This is a genomic window from Nocardia sp. NBC_01327, assembly GCF_035958815.1.
In the GTDB taxonomy this organism is placed as follows: domain Bacteria; phylum Actinomycetota; class Actinomycetes; order Mycobacteriales; family Mycobacteriaceae; genus Nocardia.
In genome coordinates, this window is the sequence record NZ_CP108383.1 from 1,939,656 (window position 1) to 1,954,756 (window position 15,101).

The following is a 15,101-nucleotide window of genomic DNA, read 5'->3' on the forward strand; positions in this document are numbered from 1 at the left end:
CGTCTCGGCTCTGGACTGAGTGGAGCGGGGGAGCGAAGCGGAGGAGCGGAGGGAGGGAAGAACGAGACAAAGGGGGCCGCGAACCCGCCGGAGCGCAGCGGAGGCAAAATAGACACAGTGAAGGCACTGCGTCGTTTCACCGTCCGCGCTCATCTGCCCGAGCGGTTGTCGGCTCTGACCGAGCTGGCGACAAATCTGCGCTGGTCCTGGGATGCGCCGACCCAGGATGTGTTCGCGGAGCTGGACCATGCGCTGTGGGTCGAGGTCGGGCGGGATCCGGTGCGGATGCTGGGGGAGGTGCCGGCCGAGCGGCTGGACGAGCTGGCCGGGGATGAGGCGTACACCCGGCGGGTTGATGCCGCCGCCGCTGATCTGCGTGACTATCTGGCCCGCCCGCGCTGGTTCCAGAAGCAGGAGCAGGGGCCGAAGGGGATCGCGTACTTCTCCATGGAGTTCGGCGTCACCGAGGTGCTGCCGAACTATTCGGGCGGGCTCGGGATTCTGGCGGGTGACCATCTCAAGGCCGCCTCCGATCTCGGGCTGCCGCTCATCGGTGTCGGATTGCTGTATCGCTCAGGCTATTTCCGGCAGTCGCTGACCGCCGACGGCTGGCAGGCCGAGCACTATCCGGCGCTCGATCCGCAGGGACTGCCCTTGCGGCTGCTGACCGACGGCGGGGTGCCGGTGCTACTGCACGTGGCCATGCCCGAGGGGCGGGTGCTGCGGGCGCGGGTCTGGATCGCGCAGGTGGGCCGGATTCCGCTGCTGCTCTTGGATTCCGATATCGCCGAGAACGATCCGGAGCTGCGCGCGGTCACCGACCGGCTGTACGGCGGGGATCAGGATCACCGCATCAAACAGGAGATCCTCGCCGGCATCGGCGGTGTGCGGGCGGTGCGCGCCTACACCCGCGCGCACGGCCTCCCCGATCCCGACGTGTTCCATATGAACGAGGGCCACGCGGGCTTCCTCGGTATCGAGCGCATTCGCGAATTCATGGTCACCGGAATGGATTTCGACGCCGCGCTGACCGCGGTGCGCGCCGGGACCGTCTTCACCACGCACACCCCCGTTCCGGCGGGCATCGACCGCTTCGCGAGCGCCCTGGTGCGCCGCTACTTCGGCGGCGCCCACGGCGAACGGGAATCGCCTGTGCTGCCGGGTGTTTCGGTGGATCGCATCCTCGCCATGGGCCGTGAGGCCGACCCCTCGGTGTTCAATATGGCGCACCTGGGCCTGCGACTCGCCCAGCGCGCCAACGGCGTATCCAAACTGCACGGTGAGGTCAGCCGCGCCATGTTCGCGCCGCTGTGGCCCGGCTTCGACACCTCGGAGGTGCCGATCGGCTCGGTGACCAACGGTGTGCACGCTCCCACCTGGGCCGCGCGCGAATGGATCGAGAAGGGCCGCGAGCTCATCGGCGACGAGCTGGTGGAGGAGGCGCGCGGCTGGGAGCGGCTCAGCGATGTGGATCTGCGCGAACTGTGGTCCACCCGAAACGATTTGCGCGGCATCCTCGTCGACGAGGTGCGCCGCCGCGTGCACGCCTCCTGGCTGGAGCGCGGTGCGGCCCCGGCCGAACTCGGCTGGATAGACCAGGTTTTCGATCCGAAGGTGCTGACGGTCGGCTTCGCCCGCCGCGTGCCCACGTACAAGCGGCTGACCCTGATGCTGCGCGATCCGGAAAGACTGCGCGCGCTGCTGCTGGATCCGGAGCGCCCGGTGCAATTGGTGGTCGCGGGCAAATCCCATCCGGCCGACGACGGCGGCAAGGCGCTCATCCAGCAGGTGGTGCGGTTCGCCGACGATCCGGAGGTGCGCCATCGCATCGTCTTCCTGCCCAACTACGACATGTCCATGGCCCGCTACCTGTACTGGGGTTGCGATGTGTGGCTGAACAATCCGCTGCGGCCGCTCGAGGCCTGCGGTACCTCCGGTATGAAGTCCGCTCTCAACGGCGGCCTCAATCTCTCCATCCGGGACGGCTGGTGGGATGAGATGTACGACGGCGAGAACGGCTGGGCCATTCCCACCGCCGACGGGGTGCGCGACGATCACCGCCGCGACGATTTGGAAGCCTCCGCACTGTACGAACTGCTGGAACGTGCTGTGCTGCCGCGCTTCTACGATCGCGATCACGATGATCTGCCCGTGCGCTGGATGGAGATGGTCCGCCACACCCTGCAGACCCTCGGCCCCCAGGTGCTGGCCTCCCGCATGGTCCGCGATTACGCCGTCGGCTACTACGCGCCCGCCGCCGCGGCGTACGCGGCGGCAGCGCAGGACGACTTCAAGGGTGCACGCGAGCTTGCCGAATACCGCCGCCGGATCGAATCCGCCTGGCCGACAGTCAGAGTCGTGCAGGTGGACAGCTCGGGGCTGCCCGATATCCCGGTCATCGGCGCGAATCTCGCGCTGCGCGCCCGCATCGATCTGGGCGGCCTGACCCCGTCGGACGTCACCGTCCAGGCGGTCCTGGGACGGGTCTCACCGACCGACGACCTCACCGATATCCACAACATCCCCATGACCTACGCCGGAACGGACTCCGGCGCAGAACTTTTCACCGTCGAGGCCCCTGTTCCGCTCTCCGGCGCGGTCGGCTACACCATCCGCGTCCTGCCCAGCCACCCGCTGCTGGCCTCCGAGGCGGAGTTCGGCCTGGTGGCCACGCCGAGCCCCTAGAGCGCCTGTCCCAGTGTGCGTTTCAGGATCTTGCCCGTGGCATTGCGGGGCAGCGCGTCCAGGAATGTCACATCGCGGGGCACGGAGAACCGGCTCACCCGGTGCCGGATGTAATTGCGGATCATCTCCGAATCCAATCCGGAACCGGGCCGCTTGACCACGAAAGCCGCCAGGCGCTGGCCGAATTCGCGATCGGGCACCCCGACCACGGCGACCTCGCTCACCTGCGGCAGATGCGAGAGCGCCTCCTCGACCGACCGCGGGAAGACGTTCTCGCCGCCGGAGATGATCATCTCGTCGTCCCGGCCCGCCAGGAACAGCTTCCCGGAGGCGTCGAGGTAGCCGATATCGCCGGTGTCGAGCATGCCGTTCGACTCCTCCGGCGGGGTGGCATCGGTGTACCCGTCGAAGAGCATGTGATTGCCGACGAAGACCCGCCCGGTGGCGCCGACCGGCAGAATGCTTCGATCCTGGCTTAGCACAGCGATTTTGGTGCCCAGCGGCGGACGGCCCGCGGTGGTGGGGGACAGGCGCAGATCCGCCGGATCGGCAATGCTGGCCCAGGACACCTCGGTGGATCCGTACACGTTGTAGAGGATGTCGCCGAAGGTGTCCAGGAACTGCAGTACGGTCGCCCCGGCCAGCGGCGCACCGCAGCTGGCGACGATCTTCAGGCTGGACAGGTCGTAGCGCGCCCGCACGTGCTCGGGCAGGTCGAGAATGCGGTTCACCATCACGGGCACCACGATCAGCGCGGTCACCCTGTGCTCGGCGATCCGCCGCAGACAGTCCTCGGCATCGAATCGATCGTTGAGCACGATGGTCGCGCGAATCGCGGTGGAGATCTGCAGCGCCGCCAGCCCCCAGGTGTGGAACAGCGGCGACGGGATCAGCAGGGTTTCGTTGACGCCGAACGGGATTCGCGACAGCAGCGCCGCCACCGTACCGAAGCCCTTGGGATGCGGGCGCCGCGCACCCTTGGGGGTGCCGCTGGTCCCGGAGGTGAGCACGATCAGATGTCCGGGCCGCGAGGGTTTCTTCGCGGCGATCTCGCGCATGGCGATGAGATCCTCGATGGTGGTGCGCCCGGGTTCCGGCGGCCGCTCATCGGTGCTGAAGCGCGGCAGATCGGCAGGCAGATACCGCACCAGATCCTCGAATTCGCTGTCCACGAACAGCGCCGACAACCCGTGCCGCTGCACGATCTCCTCGATCTGCCGTGCGGGCAGACCGGTATTGAGCAGCACCGCGTCCGTGCCCGCCTTACCGGCGGCCACCATGCATTCGACCATGCCGGTGTGATTGCGGCAGAGCAGTCCGATCGAGGCCCGGTTGCCGAATCCGAGCATGGTCATGGCCCCGGCCAATGCGTTACTGCGCGAGTGCAATTGGTCGAAGGTGGTGGAGTAGCGGTCGTCGATGACGGCCGCTCGCTGCGGCGAGTGCGCGGCCGCCGCCGCATATCCGCCGGCCAGGCTGAATCCCCATTTGGCCAGGCTGCCAAGCTGTTTCAGTCCCACATCGGGCCGATAGGTGCGCACCACGCCGGAGGCGACCATCTGCCGGGCGACGCTCGCCTGCAGCTTCATGGGTGAGTCTTCGCCATTGATGATCGTCGCGGTCGGCGCGCCCGCCACCAGTTCGGCGACCCGTTTGAGCCCGGCCTGCGTCCAGGCCGCGGCCGCCGAATTGGGCAGCTGCGCCACCAGCGGATGTATCAGTGCGGCTTTGAAATACGTGACCGACACCCGGGTGTTCGCGCCGACCTCGCGCAGCCGCACCGCGGCGAAGCTGCCGGAGTCCGGGCAGTGCAGTTCGAGGTTCTCGTATTCGCGGCCGATGCGCACCTGCACCAGCAGGGTGCGGATATCGATTCCGGCGCCGCCCACCCGCAGTGTCAGGGTGGGGTTGGCATCGGCGGCATCACGTTGTTCGCACGCACCGATACCGCGAAAGAGCCGAGGGTAGGACTGTGGCTCCACGAGCACATCCCAGATCGCTGTGCGACTGATCGCGAACTCCGCGATCACATCGATGACATCGGTAACCACACGTTTGCAATTCTCATCTGCCGGTACTTGCCGTCCGCCCCCGGATGACGTATTTGTAACGTCTGAGACAGTAAACCGCAAGGTTTTCGAAATACCGGTGGGTAATAAGTTTATTTGCCCAGCAATTGCGCTGGTAGGGCTGGAAAAACAAGCATGAGGCAGGTGCGATTGCTCACGATTCGCCGGGGCGGGTGAAGTTCCGGCGAACGGGACAAGTACGGTCCTCGGGGCACCCTTCTGACCTCCTGGCCGACTGGAGACATGACACCCATGAGCACCGTCCTCACGCGCACCAAGGGGCGCGTCGACGAGTACTTCGGCATCAGCAATCACGGGTCGACCGTCAAGCGCGAGCTCATGGCCGGAACGATCACGTTCCTCGCCATGTCCTATGTACTGGCCGTCAATCCGACGATTCTCGGCGACCACGGCGATCTCGGCGCCAAGGGCATGCCGACGCAGGCGGTGTTCACCGCGACCGCCGTCGCAGCTGTGGTCGGCACGCTCGTGATGGGCATCTGGGCCAAGTATCCGGTGGCGCTGGCGCCAGGTATGGGCCTCAATGCCTTCTTCGCGTACACGGTCATCCTGACCATGGGAATCCCGTGGCAGGAAGCGCTTTCGGGCACCCTGCTCTCCGGTCTCATCTTCTTCGTTCTGGCCATCACCAAGGTGCGCGAGAAGATCATCGACGCCATCCCCATGCAGATGAAACTGGCGGTCGGCGCCGGCATCGGCATGTTCGTGGCTTTCCTCGGCCTCAAGAGCGCGGGCATCGTGGTCGCCAACCCCAAGACCTTCGTGCACCTGGGCAACTTCCATTCCGGCACTACGCTGCTGGCGTTGTTCGGCCTGGTGGTCACGGTGGTCTTCCTGGTGCTCGGCTGGCACGGCGCGGTGCTGTACGGCATCCTCTCCACCACCGTTCTCGGCATTGTCACCGGGCTGGTGCGGCTGCCGGACTCGGTCGCCCAGCTGCCGCACGGACTCGACAAGACCTTCGGCCAGGCCATTATTCATCTGCCCGACGCGTTCACCGGGCAGATGATCATCGTGGTGCTCACCATGCTGTTCGTCGACTTCTTCGATGCCTCCGGCACTTTGATCGGGGTGGCCCATCAGGCGGGGCTGCTCACCGAGGAGGGCAAACTCGAGCGTGCCGGACAGGCCCTTGCCGCCGATTCGGTCGGCACCGCCGCGGGCGCGATCATCGGCACCTCCACCACCACCGCGTACGTCGAATCCACGGCCGGTGTTTCGGCGGGCGGGCGCACCGGTCTGACCGCGGTCTCCACGGCCGGCTGGTTCCTGCTGGCCATGTTCTTCTTCCCGCTCTTCGCGGTGGTCGCGGATGTGCCCGCGGTGACGGCCCCGGCGCTCATCGTGGTCGGCGTGCTCATGTCCCGCGCCCTCGGCGATATCGACTGGAGCCGTTTGGAATACGCGGTCCCGGCCTTCATCACCGTGATCATGATGCCGCTGACCTACTCCATCGCCAACGGCATCGCCATGGGCCTGCTGTTCTATCCGATCGTCATGGTCGCCAAGCGCCGCGGCCGCGAAGTGCACCCGGTGATGTGGGTCCTGATGATCGTCTTCGTCTCCTACTTCTGGTTCCTCGCGAAGTAGTCCGGGTCACATGGTCCGCATAGCCTGCTGACGCCGCTGGCCTTCACCGGGCCGGGGCGGTTCGCGCTGGATGCCGGACGGCCTTGGGCGCGTAAGGGATTCACCCGGGCCTCGGATGCGGTGCTGCTGGGCGTGGTGGCCGCGCTCATCACACTGATCGCGAAGTAAAACGCGAAGTACGCACTGTAATAAGAAGTTTATGGTCCCCGCGCCGCGTGCAGGGCTTGGCGCGGGGACACCGATACTTCCGATGTGGGAATTGGGGGTACACCGGGGTATCGCAGGCCAATTTACTTCTATTCGGAAGTACAGACCACTCGTGTGATCGTTTTCACACGGGTGTTTTGTTTAGCTCAGGAGATTTGGTAAGTCGCTCCAAAGCCTTTGTCACCACTTGCGGATCGGACGTTTCCCAATACGGCGGCAACGACGCTCGAAGATATCCGCCATAGCGGGCGGTCGCGAGACGTGAATCCAGAATAGCGATTACGCCGCGATCGTCCACACTGCGCAGCAGGCGGCCGGTGCCCTGCGCCAGTAGCAATGCCGCATGATTGGCCGCGATCGACAGAAAACCGTTGCCGCCCCGCGATTCCACCGCGCGCTGCCGCGCCACCAGCAGCGGATCGTCCGGGCGCGGGAACGGAATCCGGTCCAGGATAACCAGACTCAGCGAAGGGCCCGGCACGTCCACGCCCTGCCACAGCGAGAGTGTGCCGAAGAGTGAGGTTTCCGGGTCCTCGGCGAATTTCTTGACCAGTGCGCCGGTGGCGTCGTCGCCCTGGCACAGCACCGGGGTGTCCAGCCGCTCGCGCAGAATCTCGGTGGCGGCCTTGGCCGCTCGCATGGAGGAGAACAGGCCGAGGGTGCGGCCGCCGGCTGCGGTGATGAGGCGCTCGATCTCGTCCAGGTACGCGGTCGGCAGCCCGTCGCGACCCGGCGCGGGAAGATGCTTGGCCACGTACAGGATTCCCGATTTGGCATGATCGAACGGGGAGCCCACATCGACCGAATTCCAGTGCAGCGCAGCGGCATCGGAGGGAGCCTCGACACCGCTGGCCAGCGCCGGATCCACCTTGGCCGCGGACTTGGGCGGCAGGCCCCAGGTGACGGCCAGATTGTCGAAGGAGCCGCCGATCTGCAGCGTGGCCGAGGTGAGAACGACTGTGGCGGTACCGAACAGGCGACTGCGCAGCAGACCGCCCACCGAGAGCGGGGCCATGTGCAGGGTGCGGCGCGGGACGCCGCGCACCTCATCGCTGGCCAGCCAGATGACATCGCGATGCGCGGACGGATCCGGCTCCTCGTAGGTGGTGAGCACGCGCACCGCGGCGTCGTGGATCTCCTCGATGGCGGCGAGGGCCTGATTGCGGGCGGCCGCGGATTCGGGATCGGCCTGCGGATTGGTGGAACCCGTCGGCGCGAGCGCGGTACGGGCGTTCCAGGCGGCGTCGCGAATGAGCGCCAGCACCGAGGCGGCGCCGTCGGGCATGCGATCCCAGCGACCGGGATTGAGCTCGTCCAGGAGGGTGTGCCAGGCCTCGGCCGCACCCTCGAGGCGATCCACCTCCTGCTCGTCGATGAGTTTGGTGCAGCGTTTGGCGGCCGCGCTGATGGATCCGGTGGACAGCTCCGCGGTGGCGACCCCGGTCACCCGGTCGACCAGTTCGTGCGCCTCGTCGATCACCACCACATCGTGTTCGGGCAGCACCTGGATGCCGCTGATGGCATCGATGGCCAGCAGCGCGTGATTGGTGACGATGACATCGGCCGCACCCGATTCCGCGCGCGCCTTCTCGGCAAAGCAGTCCTGCCCGAACTGGCACCGCGACTTGCCCAGGCACTCACGCGAACTCACGCTCACCTGCCGCCAGGCCCGATCGGTCACGCCCGGCGTGAGCTCGTCCCGATCCCCGGTCTCGGTATCGGACACCCATTCGTGCAGCCGCTGCACCTCGCGCCCGAGCCGCGAGATGGCGAAGGCATCGAACAGCTCGGCCTCACCGGGCTCGTCCGGAATCGCACTATTGATCTTGTTCAAGCACAGATAGTTATTGCGCCCCTTGAGAATCGCGAACTGCGCCACCCGCCCCAGCTGCTCGGCCAGCGCCCCGCTCAACCGCGGCAGATCCCGATCCACCAGCTGCCGCTGCAACGCAATGGTCGCCGTCGACACCACAACGGTCCGCCCCGTCCGCACCGCATGCCGCAGACTCGGCACCAGATAGGCCAGCGACTTCCCCGTCCCGGTCCCCGCCTGCACCGCCAGATGCTCCCCGGTATCAATGGCATGCGCCACCGCCGCAGCCATGGTCTGCTGCCCCTTGCGCTCCTTACCCCCCAGCGCCTGCACCGCAGTGGCCAACAGATTGGGTACAGGAGGAATTTCAGGCACGACGGCCAGGTTACTGCGCCCGGCCGACAACCCGCGAGCAACCGTCGGTGCGGTGTCCTGACGGCGTTGCCGAAGTGATCAGCTTTCGACTGTCCCCGCGAGTTCGACACCTGCGGCGCGCAGTTTGTCGAGGGCGGTTTGCAAGGTGGCGGGGGAGACCGGGGCGGTCAGGCCGAGGAGGATGCGGGTGGTGAAGCCCTCGGCGCGGGCATCGAGGGCTGTGGCGCGGACGCAGTGATCCGTGGCGATGCCGCAGACGTCGACGGCGTCGATGGAACGGTCGCGGAGCCAGTCCGAGAGGGTGGTCGAGCCGTCGGAGGCGGTGCCCTCGAAGCCGGAGTAGGCGGCGGTGTACGCGCCCTTGGAGAAGATCTCCTCGACGGGAGCGGTATCGAGCGCCGGGTGGAAGTCCGCGCCGGGCGTGCCGACCCGGCAGTGCGGCGGCCAGGAATCGACGTAATCGGGCCGGTCGGAGAAGTGCGCGCCCGGATCGATGTGGAAGTCCCGGGTGGCCACCACCGCGGTGTAATCGGAGACGCCGAGGTATTCGGTAATGCGCTCGGCCACCGCCGCGCCGCCCGCGACGGCCAGCGACCCGCCCTCGCAGAAATCGTTCTGCACGTCCACGACGATCAGTGCTCGGCTCATAGCGACCTCCCGGGGGCCTGGGCGAACGGTTCCTTATCCGTGCATTGTGCCGCGCCCCGGGACCGCTCGGCTATGTGAGGAAGGTCGTCGGAATCGCCGGTTCCCCGGCCGAGAGCTTCAGGCCCTCCCACGGCAGGCTGATCAGCCCCCGCGCCACCAGTTCGCGGCTGTCGTGCAGACTCGGCAGATCCGGGACCACCTCGCCCTTGCGGACCAGCGGCGTCTGCAGATCGCGGACCTCGTACCCATTGGGTTCGGGCCGCTGCCCGGAATCGGGGTAGACGATCTCCTCGACCAGCGTCCCGGTGCGCCGCACCAGCCGCACCGCCCGCTTGGTGCCGCCGCGAGATTCCTTGTGCGAGCTGCGTTTCGCGACCGGAACGCCGTCGACCTCGACCAGTTTGTAGACCATGCCCGCGGTGGGCGCACCGGATCCGGTGACCAGCGCGGTCCCGACGCCGTACACATCCACCGGTTCGGCGCGCAGCGCGGCGATGGCGTATTCGTCCAGATCCCCGGACACCACGATCTTGGTGCGCACCGCGCCGAGCGCGTCCAACTGCTCGCGCACCTGGCGCGCCATCACCCCGAGATCGCCGGAATCGATGCGCACACCGCCCAATTCGGGCCCCGCGACCTCGATGGCGGTGCTCACGCCGCGCGCGATATCGAAGGTGTCCACCAGCAGGGTGGTGCCGATGCCGAGCGTCGCGATCTGGCTGCGGAAAGCTTCGGCCTCGTGCTCACCGTCGGATCCGCTGTGCAGCAGCGTGAACGCGTGCGCGCTGGTGCCCGATCCCGGGACGCCGAAGCTGCGCACCGCCTCCAGATTCGAGGTGGCGTCGAGCCCGGCCAGGTAGGCCGCCCGCGAGGCGGCCGGGGCCGCCAGCTCATGCGTTCGGCGCGAACCCATTTCGATCATGCGGCGGCCGCCGGCGGCGCTCACCATGCGGGCGGCGGCCGCGGCGATGGCGCTGTCGTGGTTGTAGATCGACAGGGCCAGCGTCTCCAGCAGCACGCATTCGGCGAACGTGCCGCGCACGGTGAGGATGGGGGAGCCCGGGAAGTAGAGCTCGCCCTCGCGATAACCGTCGATATCGCCGCTGAAGCGATAGTCGCGCAGCCACTCCACCGCGGCCGGATCCAGGAATTTCGCCACGATCGCGAGTTCCGGCTCGCCGAAACGGAATTCGGCCAGCGCCGCCAGCAGGCGCCCGGTGCCCGCGACCACGCCGTACCGCCGGCCGTGCGGCAGCCGCCGCGCGAACACCTCGAACGTGCAGCGCCGGTGCGCGGATCCGTCGGCCAGTGCCGCGGCGAGCATGGTCAGCTCGTACTGGTCGGTCAGCAGGGCGGTGCTGGTACTGCCGTCGGCGATCGTCACGACCACCACTGTAGGCACAGACCGACCGGTCATCCCGTTGCCGCCCGTTCTCCGACACGTCGGCCGAGCTGATGTCCGCGCTGGGCGTGTCGTGTGGGCTGTTGTTTCTCCGCCGTCGAGTCGTACCCTGGACGTTATGGGTCTGTGCACAGAAGACGCTGTCCGGATTGCCGCCGGTCCGGCAGGCGCGAACAGGGCAGTGTCGGCGGCACCGGTGACTGCGCCGGCGGCGCACGTGATCGCCGGAGCCTCGCAGGCAATGCCCGAGGCGGTCGAATACACCGAAATCCTGGAGGCCGAGGACCGGCCCTGGGTCACCGTGGTCTGGGACGATCCGGTCAACCTCATGCACTACGTGGCCTACATCTTCCAGAAGCTGTTCGGCTACAGCAAAGGCAAGGCAAACGAGCTCATGCTCCAGGTGCACAACGAGGGCAAGGCGGCGGTCTCCTCGGGCTCGCGCGACAAGATGGAGCATGACGTGCAGCGCCTGCACGCGGCCGGACTATGGGCCACCATGCAGCGTGACCAGTGACCCGGGCAGCTACGGTAGCCCGGTGCGGAAGTGGAGCAGGAAGAACTCCCTGAGCGGGTTGAAACTCCGTTCGGAAATGGACGCCCACGAGGCGGAGGTACTGCGCTCGCTGGTGGGCGCGGTGACCGGTCTGCTGACCGACCGAGCCCAGTCGGCCCCCGAGGACGAACTGGCCGCCCTCACCGGGTTACAGCTGGGCAACACCACCCCGCCGGACGATCCGCGATTGGCCCGGCTGCTGCCCGATTTCCATCGCAGTGAACCGGGTTCGCCCGATGCCGAGCGCGCCGGTCTCAATTCCGCGCTGCGCAGCCTGCACGAACCGGACATCATCGAAACCAAGGTCGCCGCCGGGCTGGTGATCCTGGAAACCCTCCCGCCGCAGGGCGGCAAGATCATCCTCACCCCCGAGCAGGCCGACTGCTGGCTCAATGCGCTCAATGACGTCCGCCTGGCGCTGGGCACCGCGCTCGATATCGACGCCGACACACCCGAACATCTGGACCAGGACGATCCGCGCGCCCCCAGCCTCGACGTCTACCACTGGCTGACCTGGATGCAGGACTCGCTGCTGCAAGCGCTCATGCCCTAGCCGTCCGGCTCGGGATACCGTCGGCTCGGAGGTGAAGTCCGTGAACAGTGCTGCGGGACCACAGAATTCGATCACCGACGTGCCGGGCGTGCTGGTGGGACACCAGCACTCGATCGACCCGGACGCGACCCTCGGATCCGGCGCGGCCACCGGCTGCACGGTGCTGCGCGTACCGGGCGGCGCGACCGCCTCGGTGGATGTGCGCGGCGGCGGACCGGGTACCCGCGAAACCGATCTGCTCGACCCCGGCAATACGGTGCGCCAGGTGAATGCGGTGCTGCTTACCGGCGGCAGCGCCTACGGCCTGGCCGCTGCCGACGGCGTCATGCGCTGGCTGGAGGAGCACGGCGAAGGCATTCCGATGGATCCCGCCGATCCGTCCCGGGTGGTGCCCATCGTGCCGGGCGCGGTGATCTTCGATCTTCCGGTGGGGGACTGGCATATTCGGCCCGGCGCCGACTTCGGATTCCTGGCGGCGGACGCCGCGAACACGGAATTCGCGCGCGGTTCGGTCGGCGCGGGCGCGGGTGCGCGGGCCGGATCCCTCAAGGGCGGGGTGGGTACCGCGAGTGTGCGCTTCACCGACGGACCGGCCGCCGGGATCACGGTGGGCGCGCTGGTCGTCGCCAATCCGGTCGGCTCGGCCTTCGATCCGCGCACCGGATTGCCCTGGGGCACAGGCACGGACGGTCCCGAGCACTTCGGCCTGCGGCCCGTCGCCGCCGACCGCCTGGCCGCCGCGAACGCGCTCCCGGTGAAGGGCACCGTGCTCAATACCACCATCGGCGTGGTCGCCACCGATGCGGCGCTGGACCCCTCGGCCTGCCGCCGAATGGCGACCACCGCGCACGACGGCCTGGCCCGCGCCATCCGCCCGGCGCATTCGCCGCTCGACGGTGACACGCTCTTCGCCCTGGCCACCGGCACCGCCGCGCTCGGCCCGGCCTTCCCCCTGCCGCCGGCCTTTCCCACGGACCTGCTGATCCTCGATCAGCTGTGCACCGCCGCCGCGGTGTGTGTGGAGCGCGCCATAGTCGACGCCATTCTCTCCGCGACTTCGGTCGCCGGAATTCCTTCCTACACAGACCTGTTCGGCGCGTAAGGCCCGGCGCCGCGGCGCGGCCGGCCACCTCAGCTGCGGCAATCGGGTTCCGCTGCTCGATCGTGCCGGGGGCATGCCACGCGGAGAAGCCGCCGGAGCTTCGGGGGGTGTGACCCGAGCCGCCGGGAATAGCCGAATATTCTGACTGGTTGACGACAGCGATTCGCCTGCCTGCGGGCGGGCGTCCGTCGGGTGGTGAGTGGAAGGATTCGACAGTGCTGGTGATCAGGGCCGAGCTCGTGGAGGCAATGGTCGCGCACGCGCGCGCCGATCACCCCGACGAGGCGTGTGGCGTCATCGCCGGTCCCGAAGGCTCCGACCGCCCCGAGCGCTTCGTGCCCATGGTCAATGCCGAGCGCTCGCCCACCTTCTACCGCTTCGATTCCGGTGAACAGCTGAAAGTCTGGCGCGCCATGGACGATGCCGACGAGGAAGCCGTGGTCGTCTACCACTCGCACACCGCGACCGAGGCGTACCCGAGCCGCACCGATATCTCCTACGCGTCCGAGCCGAACGCCCACTACGTGCTGATCTCCACCCGCGATCCCGAGCAGCACGAGCTGCGCAGCTACCGCATCCTCGACGGCGTCGTCACCGAGGAGCCGGTCGAGATCACCACCGCCTGAACACTTTCCGCCGGATACAGCTAAGGAGCCCACAATGCCGGTCATCGTCTCCATCCCGACCATCATGCGCACCCTCACCGGAGGTGAGAAGCGTGTGCAGGCCGAAGGCGCGACCCTCGCCGCCCTCATCGACAACCTCGAGACCAATCACACCGGCCTCAAGGATCGACTCCTCAAGGACGGCAAGCTCAACCGCTACGTGAACATCTACGTCGACGACGAGGATGTGCGTTTCGCGGGCGGCCTGGAGGCCGAGGTTCCCGAGGGCGGCACCGTCACCATCCTCCCGGCGGTCGCCGGCGGCGCGCGCTAACCGTGGCCCGCTACGAGTCGCTGATCGCGACGCTCGGCAATACCCCGCTGGTCGGGTTGCGCAACCTGTCCCCGCAATGGGACGGCGACAACCATGTGCGGTTGTGGGCCAAACTCGAGGACCGCAATCCCACCGGGTCGATCAAGGACCGCCCGGCCCTGCGGATGATCGAGCAGGCCGAGGCCGACGGGCTGCTGACCCCGGGCTGCACCATCCTGGAACCGACCAGCGGCAATACCGGCATCTCCCTGGCCATGGCCGCCAAGCTCAAGGGCTACAGCCTGGTCTGCGTCATGCCCGAGAACACCTCGATCGAGCGCCGCCAGCTGCTGACCATGTTCGGCGCCCGCATCATCGACTCGCCCGCCGCCGGCGGCTCCAATCAGGCTGTCGCCCTGGCCAAGCAGATCGCCGCGGAAAATCCGGACTGGGTGATGCTCTACCAGTACGGCAATCCGGCCAACGCGCTCGCCCACTACGAGACCACCGGCCCGGAAATCCTCGCCGACCTCCCCGAGATCACCCACTTCGTCGCGGGCCTGGGCACCACCGGCACCCTGATGGGCACCGGCCGCTTCCTGCGCGAGAAGGTCCCCGGCATCGACATAGTCGCCGCCGAACCCCGCTACGGCGAACTCGTCTACGGCCTGCGCAATATCGACGAGGGCTTCATCCCCGAGCTCTACGACGAATCCGTCCTGACCTCCCGCTTCTCGGTGGGCCCCTACGACGCCGTCCGCCGCACCCGCGAATTGGTCCTGGAAGAAGGCATTTTCGCCGGCATCTCCACCGGCGCCATCCTGCACGCGGCCCTGGGCGTAGCGAAAAAAGTCGAGAAGGCAGGCAAATCCGCCGACATCGCCTTCATAGTCGCCGACGGCGGCTGGAAATACCTCTCCACCGGCGCCTACGACGGCACCCTCGAAGAAGCCGAAGACCGCCTCGAAGGCCAACTCTGGGCCTGACCCCCTGCCGCACCCGACCCGGGCTCCCCACTCACGGCGTACCCCTCCACCCCCGACGTCGCGCCTGGCCCCACTCACGATGCAGTCATCGAGAGGGCTCTCATAGTGGGCGTTTACGGCGTGTCGCCTCCGTGAGAGCCCTCTCGATGAAGTGCTCTGCCGGTCGGTGGGCGGGA

The 15,101-nt window shown here is 67.6% G+C and carries 12 protein-coding genes; 8 read left to right on the top strand and 4 right to left on the bottom strand.

Going from position 1 to position 15,101, the window contains the following annotated elements; genetic code table 11:
• Window positions 1-117 precede the first annotated feature (117 nt).
• A complete protein-coding gene (gene glgP / locus OG326_RS08395; RefSeq protein ID WP_327144032.1) occupies window positions 118-2,685 on the top strand; it encodes an alpha-glucan family phosphorylase in 2,568 nt (855 codons plus the stop codon).
• Here glgP and OG326_RS08400 read toward each other — a convergent pair.
• Window positions 2,682-4,736 carry an AMP-binding protein gene (locus OG326_RS08400; protein ID WP_327144033.1) on the bottom strand — a complete coding sequence of 685 codons (2,055 nt, stop codon included), beginning with the start codon at window positions 4,734-4,736 and terminating at the stop codon, window positions 2,682-2,684. The two genes, glgP and OG326_RS08400, sit on opposite strands and share 4 nt — an antisense overlap.
• A 270-nt stretch (window positions 4,737-5,006) precedes the next feature.
• Between OG326_RS08400 and OG326_RS08405 the strand changes: the two genes are divergently transcribed.
• A complete protein-coding gene (locus OG326_RS08405; RefSeq protein WP_327144034.1) occupies window positions 5,007-6,365 on the top strand; it encodes an NCS2 family permease in 1,359 nt (452 codons plus the stop codon).
• Between the two features lie 331 nt (window positions 6,366-6,696).
• On the opposite strand, the gene OG326_RS08410 is transcribed toward OG326_RS08405, so the two are convergent.
• The 3 genes from OG326_RS08410 to OG326_RS08420 form a co-directional block, all read right to left on the bottom strand.
• Entirely contained in the window at window positions 6,697-8,760 is a 2,064-nt protein-coding gene (locus tag OG326_RS08410; protein WP_327144035.1) for an ATP-dependent DNA helicase, read from the bottom strand.
• A gap of 78 nt (window positions 8,761-8,838) precedes the next feature.
• On the bottom strand, window positions 8,839-9,408 hold the full coding sequence (locus OG326_RS08415; protein ID WP_327144036.1) for an isochorismatase family protein: 570 nt from the start codon (window positions 9,406-9,408) through the stop codon (window positions 8,839-8,841).
• A 70-nt stretch (window positions 9,409-9,478) separates the two neighbouring features.
• The gene (locus OG326_RS08420) at window positions 9,479-10,825 is read right to left on the bottom strand and encodes a nicotinate phosphoribosyltransferase (RefSeq protein ID WP_442790928.1); all 1,347 of its coding nucleotides are present in this window, start codon (window positions 10,823-10,825) and stop codon (window positions 9,479-9,481) included.
• Between the two features lie 226 nt (window positions 10,826-11,051).
• Between OG326_RS08420 and clpS the strand changes: the two genes are divergently transcribed.
• The 6 genes from clpS to OG326_RS08450 all read left to right on the top strand — a co-directional run bounded on the left by clpS (window position 11,052) and on the right by OG326_RS08450 (window position 14,925).
• Window positions 11,052-11,327, top strand: a complete 276-nt coding sequence (gene clpS / locus OG326_RS08425) for an ATP-dependent Clp protease adapter ClpS (RefSeq protein ID WP_297623599.1) — start codon at window positions 11,052-11,054, stop codon at window positions 11,325-11,327.
• A gap of 22 nt (window positions 11,328-11,349) precedes the next feature.
• Complete coding sequence (aosR, locus tag OG326_RS08430; protein WP_327144038.1) at window positions 11,350-11,919, top strand: oxidative stress transcriptional regulator AosR; 570 nt, start codon at window positions 11,350-11,352, stop codon at window positions 11,917-11,919.
• Between the two features lie 40 nt (window positions 11,920-11,959).
• Complete coding sequence (locus tag OG326_RS08435; protein ID WP_327144039.1) at window positions 11,960-13,021, top strand: P1 family peptidase; 1,062 nt, start codon at window positions 11,960-11,962, stop codon at window positions 13,019-13,021.
• 215 nt (window positions 13,022-13,236) lie between these two features.
• On the top strand, window positions 13,237-13,647 hold the full coding sequence (locus OG326_RS08440) for a M67 family metallopeptidase (protein WP_327146417.1): 411 nt from the start codon (window positions 13,237-13,239) through the stop codon (window positions 13,645-13,647).
• Between the two features lie 34 nt (window positions 13,648-13,681).
• A complete protein-coding gene (locus OG326_RS08445) occupies window positions 13,682-13,960 on the top strand; it encodes a MoaD/ThiS family protein (RefSeq protein ID WP_327144040.1) in 279 nt (92 codons plus the stop codon).
• A 2-nt stretch (window positions 13,961-13,962) separates the two neighbouring features.
• Window positions 13,963-14,925 (top strand): PLP-dependent cysteine synthase family protein, encoded by a 963-nt coding sequence (locus tag OG326_RS08450; RefSeq protein WP_327144041.1) that lies wholly within the window; start codon window positions 13,963-13,965, stop codon window positions 14,923-14,925.
• Window positions 14,926-15,101: the final 176 nt, after the last annotated feature.